Origin of the sequence: Neobacillus terrae (assembly GCF_011393025.1) — a bacterium.
Lineage (GTDB): Bacteria > Bacillota > Bacilli > Bacillales > Cytobacillaceae > Neobacillus_A > Neobacillus_A terrae.
Genome location: NZ_JAAOEO010000027.1, coordinates 1 through 18626, shown reverse-complemented (window position 1 = coordinate 18626; position 18626 = coordinate 1). Strand labels below are relative to the sequence as shown.

At 39.9% G+C, this 18626-nt stretch carries 21 protein-coding genes; 1 reads left to right on the top strand and 20 read right to left on the bottom strand.

The annotated features are described in order from the left end of the window. Positions 1–31: 31 nt before the first annotated feature. The 9 genes from ispE to metG form a co-directional block, all read right to left on the bottom strand. Positions 32–901: a 4-(cytidine 5'-diphospho)-2-C-methyl-D-erythritol kinase gene (gene ispE, locus G8761_RS23345; RefSeq protein WP_166030350.1), complete on the bottom strand. Its 870-nt coding sequence runs from the start codon at positions 899–901 to the stop codon at positions 32–34. Positions 902–1248: 347 nt separating this feature from the next. Then, the gene (locus G8761_RS23340; protein WP_027322577.1) at positions 1249–1425 is read right to left on the bottom strand and encodes a small, acid-soluble spore protein, alpha/beta type; all 177 of its coding nucleotides are present in this window, start codon (positions 1423–1425) and stop codon (positions 1249–1251) included. 125 nt (positions 1426–1550) lie between these two features. Continuing rightward, positions 1551–1814 (bottom strand): biofilm formation stimulator Veg, encoded by a 264-nt coding sequence (gene veg / locus G8761_RS23335; protein WP_027322578.1) that lies wholly within the window; start codon positions 1812–1814, stop codon positions 1551–1553. A gap of 282 nt (positions 1815–2096) precedes the next feature. Continuing rightward, positions 2097–2978, bottom strand: coding sequence for a sporulation peptidase YabG (gene yabG, locus G8761_RS23330; protein WP_166030349.1), 882 nt, complete (start codon positions 2976–2978; stop codon positions 2097–2099). 448 nt (positions 2979–3426) lie between these two features. Next, on the bottom strand, positions 3427–4305 hold the full coding sequence (gene rsmA, locus G8761_RS23325; protein WP_166030348.1) for a 16S rRNA (adenine(1518)-N(6)/adenine(1519)-N(6))-dimethyltransferase RsmA: 879 nt from the start codon (positions 4303–4305) through the stop codon (positions 3427–3429). Continuing rightward, positions 4298–4858, bottom strand: coding sequence for a ribonuclease M5 (gene rnmV / locus G8761_RS23320; protein ID WP_166030347.1), 561 nt, complete (start codon positions 4856–4858; stop codon positions 4298–4300). The genes rsmA and rnmV overlap by 8 nt, the downstream gene beginning before the upstream one ends. A gap of 276 nt (positions 4859–5134) precedes the next feature. Further along, a complete protein-coding gene (locus tag G8761_RS23315; protein WP_207789324.1) occupies positions 5135–6316 on the bottom strand; it encodes a G5 and 3D domain-containing protein in 1182 nt (393 codons plus the stop codon). Positions 6317–6551: 235 nt separating this feature from the next. Then, on the bottom strand, positions 6552–7322 hold the full coding sequence (locus G8761_RS23310) for a TatD family hydrolase (protein WP_166030346.1): 771 nt from the start codon (positions 7320–7322) through the stop codon (positions 6552–6554). A gap of 180 nt (positions 7323–7502) precedes the next feature. After that, positions 7503–9461, bottom strand: coding sequence for a methionine--tRNA ligase (gene metG / locus G8761_RS23305; protein WP_166030345.1), 1959 nt, complete (start codon positions 9459–9461; stop codon positions 7503–7505). A 482-nt stretch (positions 9462–9943) separates the two neighbouring features. On the opposite strand from metG, the gene G8761_RS23300 reads away from it, so the two are divergent. After that, positions 9944–10228, top strand: a complete 285-nt coding sequence (locus G8761_RS23300) for an AbrB/MazE/SpoVT family DNA-binding domain-containing protein (RefSeq protein WP_027322585.1) — start codon at positions 9944–9946, stop codon at positions 10226–10228. A 90-nt stretch (positions 10229–10318) separates the two neighbouring features. On the opposite strand, the gene rsmI is transcribed toward G8761_RS23300, so the two are convergent. The 11 genes from rsmI to G8761_RS23245 all read right to left on the bottom strand — a co-directional run bounded on the left by rsmI (position 10319) and on the right by G8761_RS23245 (position 18205). Further along, positions 10319–11191, bottom strand: a complete 873-nt coding sequence (gene rsmI / locus G8761_RS23295) for a 16S rRNA (cytidine(1402)-2'-O)-methyltransferase (protein WP_166030344.1) — start codon at positions 11189–11191, stop codon at positions 10319–10321. After that, on the bottom strand, positions 11169–11456 hold the full coding sequence (locus G8761_RS23290) for a GIY-YIG nuclease family protein (protein ID WP_166030343.1): 288 nt from the start codon (positions 11454–11456) through the stop codon (positions 11169–11171). Before G8761_RS23290 ends, rsmI begins: the two co-directional genes overlap by 23 nt. Next, complete coding sequence (locus G8761_RS23285; RefSeq protein WP_166030342.1) at positions 11446–12186, bottom strand: tRNA1(Val) (adenine(37)-N6)-methyltransferase; 741 nt, start codon at positions 12184–12186, stop codon at positions 11446–11448. The genes G8761_RS23290 and G8761_RS23285 overlap by 11 nt, the downstream gene beginning before the upstream one ends. 304 nt (positions 12187–12490) lie before the next feature. Continuing rightward, a complete protein-coding gene (gene yabA, locus G8761_RS23280; protein WP_166030341.1) occupies positions 12491–12862 on the bottom strand; it encodes a DNA replication initiation control protein YabA in 372 nt (123 codons plus the stop codon). A 12-nt stretch (positions 12863–12874) separates the two neighbouring features. Then, a complete protein-coding gene (locus tag G8761_RS23275) occupies positions 12875–13702 on the bottom strand; it encodes a PSP1 domain-containing protein (RefSeq protein WP_166030340.1) in 828 nt (275 codons plus the stop codon). Next, positions 13695–14702: a DNA polymerase III subunit delta' gene (gene holB / locus G8761_RS23270; RefSeq protein WP_166030339.1), complete on the bottom strand. Its 1008-nt coding sequence runs from the start codon at positions 14700–14702 to the stop codon at positions 13695–13697. The genes G8761_RS23275 and holB overlap by 8 nt, the downstream gene beginning before the upstream one ends. Positions 14703–14715: 13 nt before the next feature. After that, the gene (locus tag G8761_RS23265; protein ID WP_166030338.1) at positions 14716–15156 is read right to left on the bottom strand and encodes a YaaR family protein; all 441 of its coding nucleotides are present in this window, start codon (positions 15154–15156) and stop codon (positions 14716–14718) included. Between the two features lie 23 nt (positions 15157–15179). Beyond that, entirely contained in the window at positions 15180–15509 is a 330-nt protein-coding gene (locus G8761_RS23260) for a cyclic-di-AMP receptor (protein WP_166030337.1), read from the bottom strand. A 196-nt stretch (positions 15510–15705) separates the two neighbouring features. Next, positions 15706–16347 carry a dTMP kinase gene (gene tmk, locus G8761_RS23255; protein WP_166030336.1) on the bottom strand — a complete coding sequence of 214 codons (642 nt, stop codon included), beginning with the start codon at positions 16345–16347 and terminating at the stop codon, positions 15706–15708. A gap of 40 nt (positions 16348–16387) precedes the next feature. After that, on the bottom strand, positions 16388–17821 hold the full coding sequence (locus G8761_RS23250) for an aminotransferase class I/II-fold pyridoxal phosphate-dependent enzyme (protein ID WP_166030335.1): 1434 nt from the start codon (positions 17819–17821) through the stop codon (positions 16388–16390). A gap of 180 nt (positions 17822–18001) precedes the next feature. Continuing rightward, complete coding sequence (locus tag G8761_RS23245) at positions 18002–18205, bottom strand: sigma factor G inhibitor Gin (RefSeq protein ID WP_166030334.1); 204 nt, start codon at positions 18203–18205, stop codon at positions 18002–18004. Positions 18206–18626 lie beyond the last annotated feature (421 nt).

Here is an 18626-nt window from a genome sequence, read left to right as displayed (position 1 = left end):
TATAACCTTATTATAATGATATTGTACGGACTTAATCAAGAGTATGCCGTTCGCCAAGGAGTCTGACCGCAAAAACCTGGTCACAAAATCCTCTTAATCCGTTATAAATCCGGTGCATTCTTGAATCATGCTGCACCAATCCAAATACTGTCGGACCGCTGCCGCTCATCAGTACGGAATCTGCGCCAAAGCGTTTCATTTGATCTTTAATCTGAGCAACATCATGATGCAGATTCAGCGTAACTTCCTCTAGAACATTACCCATATTCCTGCAGACCTCCTGATAATCATTTTCTGCAATTCCCTGGATCATGGATTTTGTATCAGGATGCTGCAAGTTGGCTACATCAAGCCGTCTGTAAATATCCGCCGTAGAAACTCCAATAAAGGGTTTCGCCAGGATCACCCAGCAGGTTGGAGGAGCAGGGAGTTCCTGGATTTTTTCTCCTCTGCCGCTTGCGAGTGCCGTTCCTCCATAGACACAAAATGAAACATCGGAACCGATTTCAGACCCAAGAGCCGCAAGCTCATCCATTGAGAGGCCTAAATCCCAGAGCTTATTTAACCCTCTTAGAGCCGCAGCTGCATCACTGCTGCCTCCTGCAAGCCCTGCAGCAACGGGTATATTTTTCTCTATAGCAATCGTAACACCCTTTTTAACCCCAAACCTCTCTTTTAATAGCTGGGCTGCCTGATAGGCCAGATTCCGCTGATCATCCGGAACAAAGCGGTTATGTGAAAGTATTTTAATTTGGTCTGATTCCAGAAGGGTAAGTTCAACCCTGTCTGCCAGATCAATAGTTGTCATAACCATCTCAACTTCATGATAACCGTCTGGACGTTTATGCAAAACATCTAATGTTAAATTTATTTTCGCCGGTGCTTTTATTAAAAGCTTCACTGCGTCCACCTACTTTTGTAAAATTCCACGTTCCTCATATTTTGTCCTATTTTACCACAAAAAGAAAGCTGTAAGACGTCTAATCCGAATAGCTTCCAGAATAATTATTCTAACATCACTGGCGAAAGAAAAAAACGTCCAGTCAATTTTGGATTTTCTTATTTTGTACAGGTACCGGAAAGGCTCCCAGAAGAGGGCTTTTCGTTATCTTTATTCCCCCTCTGCCTTTGATTCCGGTCGGGCAGAGCATTCTCACCTAGAAAAAAGAAGCCAGGGCTGCCCCTGACTTCTGCCGATGTGAAATGCTTTTTAAAAGCTTTCCTGTTGAAACAGGAAGGTAGTAGTTATTATCGCTTATTGAGTAACTGCTGCTCAGCAAGTTCAATAGCCCGTTTCACCATATTCCCTGCGTCTCTTGCACGGATCCCGCCCCAGCCTTCCTGTTGAACGACATCGTAAAAACCAAGGTCTTTTGCTAGCTCCTCTTTAAAACGATCAGACATGACGCCTCTTCTTCTGGCCATCTGAAAACAACCCCTTTCATCACTGTCGGCATTTATAGTATGGAAAGGAATCTATTTTTTAATGAATCCTAAAAATGTAAAAAGCAGCAAACCAGATGGTTTCCTGCCCGCTTGAAGCGTTATATTTAGCTTAAAGCCACTTGTCCTGCTGCATCTTCGTAGAAGGTAATTTGAACCGTTTCAGTTAAAACATCTGCATAGCTGTAGGAAACGCGCTCAAAAGCGTTCTCTTCCTGATCTAATTCAATAACAAATACAGAGGGATAAGTTTCAGCAAGTACACCAGACCGTTCAATGGTCTTTCTGCGTCCGCCGTTTGCTTTTAGCAATAATCGTTTCCCTAAGTTTGAGTCTAGAGCCTTTTTAATATCGGCTAATGTTTTTGGCATTCGGTCCCACCTCACTATGTAAAGTATAACACGCTGACACACTTATGTCAAACAAAAACATAAAATTATATCAGTCAAACAAAAAGATTGTCAATAACTTTTCTTATTCATTTTCTGCTATTTTTCAACATTTTTAGCGTGTCCATTTATAAAGTGTTATATGTATTGGTTTTTAACCACATTTACAATTCCCTTTTTTCACAAAGATAATCTAGTAAGATAAGCATAAAAATTTTAGAACCCATAAAACAAAAAACCTTTCTCCGCAAAGAAAGGCAGGAATTATTCTTCTTCTTGTACTGGTTTGTATGGCATCCCTGTCCTTAAGACGCCTTTTGTTTCAATGCCTCCTAGCCCTTTTTCACCTGAAAGGGTATTGCGGAGGACATCCCATACGTTAATTCTCTCCATAAAGGGTGTAAAGCTTATTTTTGCAACAATGTAAACCGGATCTAATGCATGAATATTAATTCTTGATGGAGAACTGGCAAAATTGGCACCTGCCTGGATTAGAGATTCAAAATGTGACTGGCAGGCACCTGCAAAAATAACAAGCTGGTCTAGGTGAGGAGATTTCTTCCGTGCCTCCAATACAGTTTGGACAAAATGCTTGGAATGGCGGTATGCATTAATATCCCCCATTTTTCCTTTTGCTTTGGAATATGCATCATGACCCGTTATAACCAGGATATCAGGCCTGTAATAGTCTATAAGCTGGCCAACCTTAGCCGGCATTTCTTTTTCATTACAGTGAACACCAAAAACAGGAACACCTATTTTCTCATATACCGTCATGCACTTCTTTAAATAGGCTGAATCCCCATCCATATGAAGGACTTTTCCGGGCATTTGGAAATATGCAGCTGTTTTTGAATAACCATCCGTTGTTTCATATTCCTGTCTTTGCCGCAGTAAATCTACATCCTGTCTAAAAAGCCGGAAGGATTGTTCCTCCAATGTCTTGGATTCCTCTATAAGCTGTCTCCGAGTGTTTTGGTCAATAACCACCACATCATCATATGGAGCGTCAGCAACGATACGGAAATCCTCACCATAAAGAATGGCATATTTTTTTCCGTTTACTTCAGTTATATCTATAACCCGGAATAGAATATCGCAATTGTATGAATGCCTTCCGACAATATCATTCTTCTTAACTTCCATTGCCGTCACTCCAATAAGACCAGGAATTTATAGGCCTTTATATTTCTCTCATAAGCTATGCAATGGCCTTGCCTGTTGTGAATTGGAAAATTAATCAAGAAAACTCATGCCCCAGGTGTATTAAGACCGACATTTAAAATGGCTCCGTTAAATTTTCCTATTGATTTCCGCTTTAGGGACTCGATTACCAAGGGCGGTTTCTGGAGCCTGTCAAACTTCAGCGCGTAGCTCTCAAGGTCTTTCTCCTCGCTGTTTGTGCGTCGTCTGCTGGGTCTCCCTTGCGGTTATTCCCACAGGACATTGAAATGGCATCCTCAATTAAACACCACACGAAGAAAATACAAAAGCATTTATGAGGAGTAGCCCATCCCCCGTTCCAATCAACATTGTGCCAAATCAAAAAATATGCTTTGAAAAAGCATAAAAAAAAGACCCTTGATTAAAGGGCCTAATTAAAAAGTGGGTACAATTCATCGCTTAAGCGGGCAAATTCCGTGAGCGAAAGAGTTTCTCCTCTTCTCCCTGCTTCAATTCCGCTGGCAGCCAAAGCAGTTAATATCTCCTCTTTCCTCTGTTTACCATCCGGAAGCTGGCTTGTTAGGTTATTGAGGATCGTTTTTCTCCTTTGGGCAAAGCTTGCTTTTGTTACCTGAAAAAAGAAGCTTTCACTTTTAACTTCCACTGGGGGTCTTTCACGTCTAGTTAGTCTAATTACAGCAGAGTCCACATTAGGCTGCGGAACAAAGACTGTTTTAGGTACAACCATCACAATTTCAGCCTTAGTGTAGTATTGAATGGCAATGGATAAAGATCCATACTCCTTCGAACCTGGGCTGGCAGAAATCCTTTCTGCTACTTCCTTTTGGAGCATAACGACTATCCCTCTGATAGGGAGCTGAGCCTCCAAAAGCTTCATAATGATTGGTGTTGTCACATAATAAGGGAGGTTGGCTACGACCATGACATCCTGATTGGCGTTAAACTCTTCCTCCATCATTCCTTTAACATCGGCTTTAAGAACATCCTGGTGGATTACTTTTACGTTTGGGTAGGGTGAAAGTGTATCCTTTAGAATAGGGAGGAGACGCTGGTCAATTTCAAATGCTGCAACCTTTGCAGCACTTCTGGCAAGCTGCTCAGTAAGGGCTCCAATTCCCGGGCCAATTTCAATTACGGCTGAATCTTCTTTAAGCTGAGCCGCTTCGACAATCTTCTTTAGTATGTTTGTATCAATTAAAAAATTTTGTCCGAGACTTTTTTTGAATGAAAATCCGTATTTTTCAAGAATCTCCCTCGTTCTGATGGGAGTTGCAATGTCTTTATTCATTTTCTTCCTCCTGAAGTATTGCAGCAAGGGCTTTTGAAAATTCCAGCCTGCTGATCTGAAACATCATCAAGCGTTTATGAAGCTGTTTTCCATTGGCATAGCCTATTTTAAGGAGCTTTCCAAGCTTTATTCGCCTTTCTTTGGCTCCCTCGCCACCTATAAGGCCGGCATCAATCAAATCGCCTTGGGTTATAAGCTCCTCTATTTCCTCCTGCATTAAAAGTGCATTCTTTAAAGCTTCGCGTATTACTTCCGGAGTTGCATGCTCCACGCCAAGTCCCCTATTATTTTTAGCAATGGCTTTTTCTTTTTCTAAAAATGCATGCTTGCAGCCTGGGACTTTCTCGGTTATTGTTTTTCTTATTTTTTCTCCTGGAAAATCAGGATCAGTGAAAATAATAACTCCCCTTGTCTGCTGGGCAAGTTTCACCTTTTCAATTGTTTCACTATTAACCGCTGACCCATTTGTTTCAATCGTATCAGCCTCAACTGCTCTTTTTATTGCTGTTGTATCGTCTTTTCCCTCTACTACTATGATTTCTTTTATTTTCATTTTTCCTCCAAAAAAAGGCTTTTCCCAAGCCGTTAATACATATAGAAATAAATTAACACAGTTTTTTTCTATATTTTTAATTATTTTTCTTAAACTACCTTGACGGTTTAAAAAAATTTATATATATTTGAAAAAAAACTGAAACATTTCTGTAATATAATTCGTCTATATAATAGGTAAAACACATAAATTAATATTAAATGTTTTACTGTTAGTATAAAGAAATCCTGAAAAAAAGCAAAATGCAGAGGACCCCCATCCCCTGCATCAGCATAACTATTTAAGTATTTTAATTTTCACTTTGTGTGCACCCCACCGGTAAGCTTCAGAATTAGAGGGGAAAAAGACGTCGATCTTGTACCCTCTGATTGCACCACCGGTATCTGCCGCTACTGCGTATCCATAACCTTCTACATAAACCTTCGTTCCAAGCGGAATTACACTCGGATCCACAGCAATTACCTTTGCCCCAGGGTTAGCTAGAAGATTGATTCCTGTAGCTGTATGCCCTGAGCATCCATTGCAGCTCGCTGTATAAGCTGTACTGCTTACGTAGAATTCTTTGCTTGCGCTTACCTCGCCCCGTGAAACCTGTGCGACTAATTCTTTTGTTCCCATTGTTACTACTTTGTCCTGCTTATCTCTTACCTTTTTCTCGCTAATCAGTTTTCTGGATTTTTCTTTGCCGTTTTCAAGGATTACTTCAAAGTTTTTAGAGATCAAACCCTGCTGTCCCTCTGTTACCACTTTCTGTTTTCCTTTTTCCAATTGAGTATCCTTCTTGGTTACTACAGCAAATTGAACTGGTTCTTCCACCACATCGGTGACTTTTTCTACTCGAATAACGTTGATAACGGCATTTTCCATGACTGTTTCAGTCAATGACGGTTCAACCCGGTCTAAGTTATTTAGCTTGATTCCCTGCTGTTTTAAAAAGTCAGCGACCGTAGCCGAAGTGGACCAAACCTGTTTCTGATGTCCGCCGTCCACTAGTGTAAGCGGCATTGCTTTTTTGATAGCAACATCCATCCTACCTTTAATCGTTTCTTGCGTTCCTGGAGAAATTTGGTCATGTGCGTTCAAAACAATGTTTTGTTGTTTGAGGAGCTCAGCAACTGTTTCTGCTGTTGTCCAGACCGTTTTTTTCTCGTTGTCTTTCACAATTTGAACCTGTTTAGCCGGTTTCCAGACAATCGCCAGGTTATTTTTCACCTTGGTGTTTGTCGTGGGAAACACGTAATCTTCTGAGCGTAGGGATATTTTAAGTTCGTCAAAGATGTCCTGGATCGTATCTGCGTGTGTTTTGATGACTGTTTCCTTGCCATTTAATGTTAATGCTACCGTTTTCTTTGATCCCTCATAAAAAAGAACTCCGAGGGTAGCTGCAAAAACTAGGAAACTAGCAACAAGAATCATCACTTTCTTTCCGCTCAAAGACTTAGAAAACAGGTTTTTCATGTCTTTGATTACGATGAAAAACGCCTCCTTTTCTTTGGAGTGATTATAAAGAACTATGGTGCCGACTGTCAACCAATACACTTTGCTGGAACGTATTTTTAATTATGCATAAAGTAGGACAAAATGCAAAGGAAAACTTCTCGACACAAACTATCCTATGATGAAAAGGAGACATGTAGAACATTATATGATCAGAAAAATTAGGACAAAATCCCCCCGCTCTCGACAGATTGTCCTATCGATTTATGCCGAAAATTTCTCTGGCATTCCTGGTTGTCACATTTGCCACCTCTTCAAGAGAGATGCCTTTAATGTCAGCAATTTGCTCAGCTACCAATCTTACATAACCGGGTTCATTTCTTTTTCCTCTGTACGGATGAGGAGCTAAATAAGGGCAGTCCGTTTCAATCAGCAGTTTTTCCAAAGGAACCTCATCAGCTACCTCTTTTGGCTTTTTCGCATTCTTAAAAGTCACAGGCCCTCCAAGGGAAATATAAAAATTCATTTCAACACATTCTTTGGCCGTTTCTACACTTCCACTGAAACAGTGCATAATGCCCCCTACTTCCTCTGCCCCTTCTTCTTTCAGAATTTCAACAATATCTGCTGTAGCTTCACGGTTATGAATAACAATTGGCAGCTTCACTTTTTTAGCCAGCCTGATTTGTTTACGAAAAACTTCTTTTTGAATGTCTTTAGGCGACTTGTCCCAATGATAATCAAGGCCCATTTCCCCAATAGCTACCACCTTGGGGTGCGAAGTCAGCTCCTCGATCCACTTCAGGTCTTCCTCTGTCATGTCAATAGCATCAACCGGGTGCCAGCCGACACATGCGTAAATAAACTCATATTTTTCCGCTAGCTCCATCGCCTTTTTAATTGTTGGCCGGTCAAAGCCCACAACTGTCATCTCCGAAACACCCATTTCCTGTGCACGCGCAATGACTTCTTCTAAATCCTCTTTATACTGCTCATCATTAAGATGGACATGGGTATCAAATAACATCGTTTATCTCCTCTTTAGAAAATTTTAAGAGCATAGAGTTATATCCTTTTCGCCAATAAATTCACACTTGGTCATTCCTTATTTTACACAGTTCGACGGATTTTAAAAAAGAATTTACCCTTTTGAAAAACAAAAAGGAATGCTCCTTACGCTGTTACACGTGGAACATTCCCCGGTTAATTACTTCACTTTTGCCCCGTTTGGCAGGCTTTCATCCACTGAAGCAACCGACAGTTTTCCTTCGACAGAACCTGCCAAAATCATACCCTCAGACAACTCGCCGCGAAGTTTTACTGGTTTTAAATTTGTTACGCAAATAACCTTTCGGCCAACTAATTCTTCAGGCTTATAATATTGTGCAATACCTGAAACTACCTGACGTTTTTCATAACCAAGATCCAACTGAAGCTTTAACAGCTTATCTGCTTTTTTCACCGGCTCAACATGTAGTACTGTTGCCACCCGCAAGTCAATTTTCATAAAATCATCAATCGAAATTTCTTCAGTATCAGACTTTTCAACCTCAACCTTTGGCTCTTCCTTCACAGGCTCTGTTCCCTGCATTTGAGTTTTAATGAATTCAACCTCTTCTGCAATTTCAAGACGAGGGAAAATTGGGTTTCCTTTTTGAACTTTGGTTCCTGCCGGAATCTTTGAGAACTCAGCAAGGCTATCCCATGCCTTTAATTCTTCTGACTCCAGTCCAAGCTGTCCAAAAATTTCAGTAGGAGTTTTTGTTAAAAATGGTTTGAGTAATACAGCCACCCTGCGCAGAGATTCTGCCAAGTGAACCATTACACTTTCAAGTTCAGGTTTAGCTTCTTCATTTTTCGCGAGATTCCATGGCTGCGTTTCATCAATGTACTTATTTGTCCTGCTGATTAGCTGCCAAATGGCTGAAAGCGCTACTGAGAACTCCATATTTTCCAGAGCTTCTTCATATTTCTCGACTGTTTCTTTATTCATCTCCTGAAGAGAAGAATCGAACTTGCCAACAGTTCCTTTATACTCAGGGATAACGCCGTCAAAGTAGCGGTCAATCATGGCTACAGTTCTGTTCAGCAGGTTTCCAAGATCATTTGCCAAATCAAAATTGATTCTTTCGACAAAGCCTTCTGGTGTAAATACACCATCTGCGCCAAAAGGAACTTCACGAAGCAAATAATAGCGGAGAGCGTCCAGTCCATATCTGTCAATCAAGGTGACCGGATCCACTACGTTTCCTTTAGATTTAGACATCTTTCCGTCCTTCATCAAAAGCCAGCCATGGGCAAATACCTTTTTAGGAAGAGGAATATCTAAAGCCATTAACATAATTGGCCAGTAAATAGTGTGGAAACGGACAATTTCCTTACCTACCAGATGAACATCAGCTGGCCAGTATTTTAAATACTTGGAATCATTATCTGTTCCATAGCCAAGAGCCGTAATATAGTTAGATAAAGCATCTATCCATACATAAATAACATGTTTAGGATCACCAGGAACTTTTATTCCCCATTCAAATGAAGTTCTTGAAACGGCAAGATCCTCCAGACCCGGATTAATAAAGTTATTGATCATTTCATTCTTCCGCGATTCAGGCTGGATAAAGTCTGGATTTTCCTCGTAGAATTTTAAAAGACGGTCAGCATATTTACTCATTCTGAAAAAATAGGATTCTTCCTTAACCTTTTCAACAGGCCTTCCGCAGTCAGGGCATTTTCCGTCGACCAATTGGCGGTCCGTAAAAAACGCTTCATCCGGGGTACAGTACCATCCTTCATACTGATCCAGATAAATGTCTCCCTGTTCCAGAAGCTTGGCAAATAGTGTTTCCACAATTTCTTTATGTCGGTCCTGAGTAGTCCGAATAAAATCATCATATGAGATATCAAGCTTTTTCCATAAATCCTGAATTCCGCTCACGATCTCATCTACATATTGCTGAGGAGTAATACCCTTTTCTTCAGCCTTCCGCTGAATTTTTTGACCATGTTCATCTGTTCCTGTCAGATACATAACATCATAACCACGCATCCTCTTATAGCGTGCCATTGCATCGCCTGCCACTGTGGTGTAGGCATGCCCAATATGTAAATTTCCGCTTGGATAGTAAATTGGTGTTGTCAGATAAAATGTCTTTAATTTTTCATTCATGAAAGTCCCTCCTTATCTTTCTATAAAAAGTGAATAATATATTCATTATTGCCTCTTTCCTTGCTATTATATCAACAAAATATACCGAAAATCTGCTGTTTGTGCAATAAACCTGACAATAAAATCCTCTTATTGTGTAAAATAACCTTTTTAACTATCCCTATAAAAAGCTTAGTGGTAACGAATCATATGACGGGACATTTTAAATTACTGTTGAAATATGTCGAAAAAGTGAACAATCATCATTTTATCAAAATTATTCAATTTTTGCCTTTTCTATATAAAATTTAATTACTTTTATATACAAAACATTGATTAAATAGTGTTTTATTGTTATTCCAAAAGTTTCTATTATTTTTCGGGTGAAAGTAATTGACGTTTTTTGGAATGGCTGGTATTATTAAGGTGTTAAAAATTTTGTCGAATAATGACGAATAAAAACATATAGAGAAAATGTTTATAAGCGAGAGGAGAAAATTTAAATGAAATCTACTGGTATCGTTCGTAAAGTTGATGAGTTAGGCCGTGTGGTTATTCCAATCGAATTAAGACGTACACTTGGTATTGCTGAAAAGGATGCTCTTGAAATCTATGTAGATGACGAGCGCATTATTTTGAAAAAATACAAGCCAAATATGACTTGCCAAATCACTGGTGAAGTTTCTGATGACAATATCACCCTTGCAGGCGGAAAATTAATTCTTAGCCGCGAAGGTGCAGAGCAGCTAATCAAAGAAATCCAAAACACTTTTGAAACTGTAAAGTAAGATCATAACTTGATTAAACGATAAAAAAGCTTCTCCTTCCAGCTGGAGAAGCTTTTTTATTATTCTCGGGATTCAAGTGCCATTCTGTCCTTAATCAATATGAAAGGCCTGATAAACATCCCTTTTATTCATTCCCCTGTCTTTAGCGGCCTGTTTAATTGCCTCTTTGGAATTCATTTGTCCGGATTCTATGTAATGATTTACATGATCCTCGATAGAAATGTTTGCCCACCATAAATCTTCCTCTTGTGGAACCTCATCCGTACCTTCTATTATCAGGCAAAATTCTCCCCTTGGATCATTCTCATCAGCCCAGCTGACTATTTCGCTTATAGTTCCTCTTATAAATTCCTCGTATTTCTTTGTAATCTCTCTGCATACTGCAATCCTTCGGTCGCCTAATACCTCAAGAAGCAGAGCAAGGGTGTCTTTTAAACGATGGGGCGATTCATAAAAAATCAGCGAGGCTTGTTGTTTCTTTAATTCTTCAAGCTCTTTCCGCTTTTCTTTCTTTTGCCGATTTAAAAAGCCATAGAAATAAAAAGGCTGGCTTAATAGCCCAGAAGCAATTAAGGCTGTAACAGCAGCATTTGCCCCAGGGAGTGGAACTACAGTTAGCTTTTCTTTAATCGCACTTTCAATAAGTTCAAATCCCGGGTCTGAGATTGCTGGTGTACCTGCATCAGTCACAACGGCAATTTTGGCACCCTCCCGCAGTTTTTCAATCAGCTTGCCTCCGATTGCTTCCTTATTATGCTCATGATAGCTGATTAGCGGGGTTGTGATCTCAAAATGATTGCATAGTTTTTTTGTATTACGGGTATCTTCTGCAGCAATAAGATCTGCTTCCTTTAAAATTCGGACGGCCCGGAAGGTCATATCTTCAAGATTGCCAATTGGTGTTGGAACTAGGTAGAGGATCCCTTTAGTATTTTCATTTTCAAAGCTTTTCTGCTGCCACATTTATATCACTCGTTTCTCTATTTAAAAATTGCTCTTTTTTCAGCCGGGTTAATTGCTTAAACCTATATTCTGCTTTCATTGCTTCCTCTTTTGTATCAAATTCTTTGGCAAATGTAAGACTGACAGGACCGCGCCCTCTTGTGTACTTGGCTCCTTTCCCTTCATTATGAAGCTTCAGGCGCCTTTCAAGATTATTGGTATATCCGCCATAATAACTGCCATCCCTGCATGTTAGTACATAAAAATAATGTCCCTTATTCTCCATATAAAATCTCTCTTATCTCCGGAGTATATTCATTTTCCTCATTATAAACAAACAGAGGAGGTAAAATCTTTAAATCAGGATTTCCATTCTTAGCTCCTTCAACAAGCAGGATATTGGATTCCTTGCCTTCCTTCGGATAAACAAACTGAATCCTTTTTGGCTCAAGCCGATATTTTCTCATCAATGTAATAATATCTATTAGTCTTCCCGGACGGTGGACAAACGCTGCCTTGCCTCCCGACCTCAATAATTGGCTTGATACCCGAACCGTATCTTCCAGTGTACAGAAAATTTCATGGCGTGCAATGGCTAAATGTTCATTAGGGTTCATTTCATTCTTAGAAGGCGTTGTAAAATATGGAGGATTGCAAGTGACAATATCATATTTACCATGACCCAGCTTTTCCGGCATTTCTTTAATATCTCCGTGAATCATATGAAGCCTGTCCTGAAGTCCATTATAATCAATACTTCTTACAGCCATATCATAAAGGCGCTCCTGAATTTCCACGCCAGTAATAGTACCTTTTGTCCTAGCACTAAGAAAAAGCGGAATAACCCCATTTCCACTGCATAAATCAATTAAATTCCCTTTTTGAATCGGGACATATGCAAACCTTGCAAGAAGAACGGCATCCAGGGAAAAAGCGAAGACAGAGGGACTTTGAATAATCCGCAAATCCTCAGCAAGTAAATAATCCAGCCGTTCATCATCTTTTAACATAACCATTAATAATCCCCCGTTAAAATATTCCTTATAAGAACAAAAGGCGCAAGCGCCCTAGTCAGATGATGAAAGGCTAAAATCGCCACATCCTGTGGCAACGCCTTCCTGACCCACATCCTGTGGGCCTCCGACAGGCATAAGACGAATCACGTAAGAAATCCTGATTTCTGAAGTGATTTGGCTTATGACCCCGAGGGGCTGGGCGCTGGAGCTGGATTACAATAACCTAGTTCAAGTTATCCACAAGGTTAAAATCCTATAATTTCCTAAATGAACCAGAAAAATAGCCTTCCAAATGGAAGGCTGTCTACTTTTTATTGAGAAATGATAAACAGAATAGGCAGTCTCCCTCTTTTCGCAAGCTTCCAAAATGCAGATTGCAGATATGGAATCCTTCCTGGTAAAGACGGGCAAGATTGTCGTATCCCTCGCCAATATCAATGGCTTTTTCACCGGTACTAACAGTCGGGCCTGTCTTTTTCCGTTTATCCCCTTTTGCTTTTACTTCTGTAGCAGTTAAATCAAGACGGCGTCTCAAAAGTTCATTCTCAATTTTTAACCCGTGATTTTCTTCTAGTATTTCCGCCAAATGCTTCTTTAACTCCCCAAGTCTCTGGTAAAGCTCGCCAATTTGGCTTTCCATATTCGTCACTGATTCAAAAATCTCTTTCTTATCCACGCTTCCACCTCATTAATCTGTGGATTGTACAGAAAAGGCACCTTCTTTAATAATTTCCTCCAGCGTGTACTCCAGAACTCTTTCCTGTTCTTTAAACTCTATCTGAAGAACTCGCTCCAAAATATTTAAACCTACAACCTTCCCTTTGCCCATTGGAGTTTCAATAACTTCTCCCAAGTCCGGAAGCTGCTCTTTTGCAGATTCATATTCATCATTTTCGTACTTTAAGCAGCACATTAAACGTCCGCATAAGCCGGAAATTTTTGTAGGATTTAAAGAAAGATTTTGATCCTTGGCCATTTTAATTGAAACCGGATCGAAGTCACCTAAAAAAGTTGAACAGCAAAGCATACGTCCGCATGGCCCGATACCACCCAGCATTTTGGCTTCATCTCTTACTCCAATCTGGCGAAGTTCGATTCGGGTTCGGAAAATTGCTGCCAGATCTTTTACCAGCTCACGAAAATCAACTCTTCCATCAGCGGTAAAATAAAAGATTACTTTATTGCGGTCAAATGTATATTCTACATCTACCAGCTTCATATCGAGATTATGCTCATTTACTTTATCACAGCACACATCGTATGCTTCCCGTGCGGCCTGCCTGTTTTCTTCCACCAGCATCCGATCCTTTTGATCTGCAATTCTGACAACCTTTTTCAATGGAAGCACTACATCATGCTCGTCCACTTGTTTGCGTGGAACTACTGCTTTTCCATATTCCACACCGCGGACAGTTTCCACGATGACAAAGTCGTCTTTTTGAATTGAGAGATCTCCGGGATCAAAATAATATATTTTCCCCGCTTTTTTGAAGCGTACTCCTACAACATCATACAAGTATAGATCCCTCCTGCAATTTTAAAACAAGCTGCTCCATCATTAATTGAGGATTCATATTCGCCTGCAGCTTTCTTTTGGCATCCAGAATGGCAGTCATTTGCCCAGTGATGCTTTTTCCTGAAGTATGCAGAGCAAATTGCCTTAACCGCTCACTTTCCTTTTTAAAGACAATTTGATCCTGCTTGTCTAGCTGTATATATAATAAATCCTTAAAAATAAGCAATAAAAGATCTAAACCACGATTTACCTGCTCTTTATCTTTAAAGTGTGGAAACCAATCCCCCTGAAGGGTGACCATTGCTTCAAGCGGATTCTTTTTCAACACTTCATATAATTTTACCACTATTTTTTGGGCTTGTGCAAACCAATCATCGACATTTAGTGCTATGGCCTCATCCAAATTATTCGTGATATGTGCAAGCAAAGGGGCATTTTGTAAATCAATGCCGTTTTCAGTCAGTTGTTTAACCATTGCAGAAGTGGGTAAAGGTTTAAAAGATAAAATTTGGCATCTGGATATAATGGTTGGAAGTATCTGCTGAACCTGCTCTGTAACCAGCAGGGCCGTTGTCTGTGAGTTTGGTTCTTCCAAAAATTTAAGAAGGCTGTTAGCAGCTCCTGCAGACATTTTGTCGGCATCGATTATCATATAAATCTTTCTGGATGACTCAACAGCTTTTTTTGAAAATTCTTCTTGCAATTCTTTAATCTGTTGTTTTTTTATTGATAAGCCATCTGGCTCCAAAAGATGTATATCCGGATGATTTCCACTCTGAATTCTTTTGCAGTTATTGCAGTTTTCGCAGGGTTTATATCCTTCAACTGGTGATTCGCAAAACAAGGAACGGGCAAGCAGTAAACTGATTTCCCTTTTTCCGGTCCCCCTCATGCCTTCCAGTATATAGGCATGGGCTACGCGGTTCTTTACTATGCTGTTTTTCATCATTTTCAGCACTGTAGGCTGCATTTCTTCCAATTGTCCCCATGTTTTAGCCAACCCTATCACTCTCTTACGTATATAAATTAATCAACAGACCCTTGATTTCCCCTATTTTCCCTAGAACATCTATTGATTTTTCTTCTTTTTGCGTTAATTCCTCGGTTAATTCCATCAGCTTCTGATCTATTGTTTCCACAGTCTTTAACGATCTTCCCTGGCCAAACCGGTTCCAGCTATGGGACTGCTTAAGCCCCATGCCAAAGTCCACTGTTTCTTTAACAAATTTCTTTACCAGTGTCTTAAACTTTGCTAAGTCCTTAAAGTTTCGGGAACGGGCAAGCCTGTCCCCAGCATTTCCAATATCATCGAGCAGCTGCCTCAGACCATCAACATGAAGTTTTTGTTCCTGTTTTTGGACATAGTCATTAAACCTTGAACTATTTAAAGGCTGCTGCTTTTGGTCTGCCTTCAGCTGATCTATATTCAAGCGTAAATCCTGATTAATTTTCATCTTTTTTTCCTCGGACTTTTCTTTTAAAATTGCATAAAGTTTTCAACTGGTAATACAAATACTGTAGCTCCGCCTACTTGTACTTCAACGGGATATGGGACATAAGAATCTGCGTTTCCTCCCATTGGAGATACAGGAGCGACCAGCTGGTCTCTTGACTTGCAGCTATCCTTAATAACCTGAAGGGCTTTATCTACACGGATGTCATCAGTACCAATCATAAAGGTTGTATTTCCAGCCCTTAAAAAGCCACCTGTTGAAGCAAGCTTTGTAGAACGGAAATTGTTCTCCATCAAAGCCTGTGATAAACGATTGCTATCCTGATCCTGTACAACAGCTAAAATTAATTTCATATAAATCTCCCCTTCAATTTATTCCCGACATATTCTCTTTTTATTATAACAGGTATTAATGTTCCATACATGGTAATCAAAATGGAAATTATCAGGAATTCCTATTATACTCTTAATCTTTACCCTTTTTTTATTGAATTTAAGCCAGCAGGCAAAACGGCAAGAATTCCTATATAAAAAAGCCTTCTCAGAAGGCTCATTCTCTTATTTTTGCAATGCGTTCTTTAAGACTTTCAAATGCAAATGTAAACACATCTTCCACAGAAGCTGAAGCATCAATTGATATAAACCTCTCCGGGAAGCGTTCTTTTAAAATTAAATAGCCTTCCCTTACCTTTTTGTGGAAATCGAGAGCTTCGAGATCAAGCCGGTTGATTTCCCTTCCCTTATGACTGTTTATCCGCTTTAATCCCTCTTCAGGATCAATATCAAAATAAAGAGTCGTATCAGGCATCATATTTTCAATAGCAAACTGATTAATCGTAAATACTTCTTCCATTCCCAAACCTCGGGCATAGCCCTGGTAAGCAAGCGAACTATCAACAAATCTGTCACAAAGTACTATACTTCCTTTTTCTAGAGCGGGTTTCACCTTCTCTGTAAGGTGCTGCCTTCTGGCCGCAGCATATAGCAGGGCTTCCGTCCTCGGATCCATTGCGGTATTATCAGGATTCAGAATCACCTTCCTAATTTGCTCCGCAATTTCAATTCCACCTGGTTCCCTTGTCAGCAGGACAGGATATCCTTCTTCTTCAAGCCGTTGTGCGAGCATGACTATCACAGTCGATTTACCTGCTCCCTCTGGCCCTTCAATCGTAATAAATACTCCGTTTTCCATAAAAATTATACCCTCCAAAAACCGGTCCTATGTAATGCCATTAAGGCCGTAATACTTTCAGCATATTTTTTTCTGTAATTGAGCCTCCCTGGAACCTGGCTCCGCTTTTTCTTAATTCCAGCAGGTTTTTCAACATTTCTATTGTAATCCTTTCGCCTGCCAGGATTAAAGGTATTCCTGGTGGATAGGGGATAATGGATTCAGCTGCAATTGTTCCCACTGCCTCATGCAAGGGTATCTCTGCTGCCTCATAGCTGGGCATTTCATCAAAAGGGATAGTAAGCTCAGAGATGGCATTTCCTTTATAACTAGTGTAACTTGGCTGAACGGCCATTTTTAAATCTTTTAAAGAGTGTCTTATCTTTTCTAACGTTTCATTCACAGGGTATGCCATTCCATCTTTCAGCAGAGGGAAAACAAACAACACGTTAAAAGGGTCCGCCAGCTCCGTATATATACTATTAGCCTCCAAAAGACTTTGAATTTCAAAACCACTTAAACTGCAGGCTGATTGTATCGTTATTTTTAAAGGATCACCTTGGCCATTTGGATATTCCAAAAGTTTAATTTGGGGTATTTCCTTCAAAAGCTGCCTGAATAAATGAATTTGTTTAAGTACATGCTTCTTATCCGCTTCTCCATAAGTACCAAGATAACCCCTGGCTAAATCCAAAGAGGCCATTATTGGGTAAGATGGGCTGCTGGATTGGAAAATATGCAAATATTCTTCAACAGTCTCAAGCTTTATTCTCTGGCTATTAAAATGCAAATATGAACCCATCGTCATCGCTGGCAGTGTTTTATGCGCAGATTGAACAACAATATCTGCTCCAATCTCCACTGCAGATGACGGAAATGAACCGCCCAGTTTAAAGTGCGCCCCATGGGCCTCATCAACCAGAACAGGAATATTCTTTTCATGTGCTAAAGAGATAATGCTTTCCATATCCGCGGCTATCCCATAATAATTCGGATATGTAAGGATCAACGCCTTTGCCTGAGGATAGACTTCAAGTGCTTTTTCAACTGTCTCCCTGCTTATTCCGGCTGCTATTTTCCAGTCATCCAAATAGTCAGGACCTAGAAAAACCGGCTGGGCCTTTGCAAGCTTTAAAGCATTCATAATGGACTTATGGCAATTTCTTTGTACTAGAACGACATCATTTACATTACATGCTGCCATTACCATAGCTAAATTGCCAGAGGTAGAGCCATTTACAAGAAAAAAACTTTGATGCGCTCCATATAAATTGGCAAGCAATGTCTGTGCTTCACGGATGGGACCTTCAGGAGAATGCAAATCATCGAGCCCGGTAATTTCCGTAGCATCCAATTTAAGAATTCCCCTAAAGTTATCTCCTTCTTCAGTTGGAAAAACCTTTCCGTATTTATGCCCCGGTACATGAAATGAAATAGGCTTTTTGCTGCTATGTTCGATAAGCGCTGTATATAAAGGTGTCTTTTTTTGATCCATTATCTTTACTTCCTTTTAAGTGTCTAGTTCATTTTATCAAAAAGCAGTGTCGGGTACATCTTTTCATTAGAAAAACTTGGCATCCGCCAAATACTTTTGAGGATGCCCCAGTTTTGCTTATGCGTTCAGAATTTATGGATTAAATTATGATTAGCTAAAAAAAAGCCCTTAACAGGACTCTTATGAAAAAATTTCTGGTGTGGTTATCTTTTTTAACTGTTTTAAAAAATACTTATATTTTGGATGATTCGTTTCTGTATGAATCAGTTCCTTTTCGCATTCAGTGCAGATAAAGACAGTGTATAGATGAATACCTTTTTCTTTGAATTCCTCACAAATAACGCAACTTTCCCCAGGCTGGCTATGCGCAAATAACGAACTCATTCCTCCACCTCCATACACCTATTCTGCCCTGGCCCTTTCAATTGTATACAATTTTTCGAATTATATTTTTGCTATAGTACTTGAATACTATTTTATGAGGCTCTTTGGGTTTACGTGTATGTCTATCTTGGATTTCTTAAAAAGGACGGGAAGTATTTTATCTTTTAGATCATTTTTTAATACTTGCCTGTTGATTTTTGCTTCCACGAGCTCGTTTTCCGCAGACGGTCAAGCTACTGTCTGTTTGCAGCCGTGGTCGAGACTTCCCTCGAGGCACTGGTTCAAGGACTATTCTTTGCTCCTGTGGTTATGTTTTGTCCCTGAAACTCTGTTCATGACCAAATAAAAAAGACAACCCATACAGGTTGTCTTTCGTTTGCCTGGCAACGTCCTACTCTCACAGGGACGCATGTCCCAACTA

What these genes read in the sequence shown, in the direction of transcription:
- rsmI (WP_166030344.1), bottom strand. Translation starts at nt 11,191, where the DNA reads ATGTGGCAGCAGAAAAGCTTTGAAAATGAAAATACTAAAGGGATCCTC.
- G8761_RS23250 (WP_166030335.1), bottom strand. Translation starts at nt 17,821, where the DNA reads ATGGATCAAAAAAAGACACCTTTATATACAGCGCTTATCGAACATAGC.
- G8761_RS23260 (WP_166030337.1), bottom strand. Translation starts at nt 15,509, where the DNA reads ATGAAATTAATTTTAGCTGTTGTACAGGATCAGGATAGCAATCGTTTA.
- G8761_RS23315 (WP_207789324.1), bottom strand. Translation starts at nt 6,316, where the DNA reads ATGAAAAACCTGTTTTCTAAGTCTTTGAGCGGAAAGAAAGTGATGATT.
- G8761_RS23265 (WP_166030338.1), bottom strand. Translation starts at nt 15,156, where the DNA reads ATGAAAATTAATCAGGATTTACGCTTGAATATAGATCAGCTGAAGGCA.
- metG (WP_166030345.1), bottom strand. Translation starts at nt 9,461, where the DNA reads ATGAATGAAAAATTAAAGACATTTTATCTGACAACACCAATTTACTAT.
- rnmV (WP_166030347.1), bottom strand. Translation starts at nt 4,858, where the DNA reads ATGAAAATAAAAGAAATCATAGTAGTAGAGGGAAAAGACGATACAACA.
- G8761_RS23290 (WP_166030343.1), bottom strand. Translation starts at nt 11,456, where the DNA reads ATGGAGAATAAGGGACATTATTTTTATGTACTAACATGCAGGGATGGC.
- G8761_RS23300 (WP_027322585.1), top strand. Translation starts at nt 9,944, where the DNA reads ATGAAATCTACTGGTATCGTTCGTAAAGTTGATGAGTTAGGCCGTGTG.
- G8761_RS23310 (WP_166030346.1), bottom strand. Translation starts at nt 7,322, where the DNA reads ATGTTATTTGATACCCATGTCCATCTTAATGATGAGCAGTATAAAGAG.
- veg (WP_027322578.1), bottom strand. Translation starts at nt 1,814, where the DNA reads ATGCCAAAAACATTAGCCGATATTAAAAAGGCTCTAGACTCAAACTTA.
- G8761_RS23340 (WP_027322577.1), bottom strand. Translation starts at nt 1,425, where the DNA reads ATGGCCAGAAGAAGAGGCGTCATGTCTGATCGTTTTAAAGAGGAGCTA.
- tmk (WP_166030336.1), bottom strand. Translation starts at nt 16,347, where the DNA reads ATGGAAAACGGAGTATTTATTACGATTGAAGGGCCAGAGGGAGCAGGT.
- yabG (WP_166030349.1), bottom strand. Translation starts at nt 2,978, where the DNA reads ATGGAAGTTAAGAAGAATGATATTGTCGGAAGGCATTCATACAATTGC.
- rsmA (WP_166030348.1), bottom strand. Translation starts at nt 4,305, where the DNA reads ATGAATAAAGACATTGCAACTCCCATCAGAACGAGGGAGATTCTTGAA.
- G8761_RS23285 (WP_166030342.1), bottom strand. Translation starts at nt 12,186, where the DNA reads ATGGTTATGTTAAAAGATGATGAACGGCTGGATTATTTACTTGCTGAG.
- G8761_RS23245 (WP_166030334.1), bottom strand. Translation starts at nt 18,205, where the DNA reads ATGAGTTCGTTATTTGCGCATAGCCAGCCTGGGGAAAGTTGCGTTATT.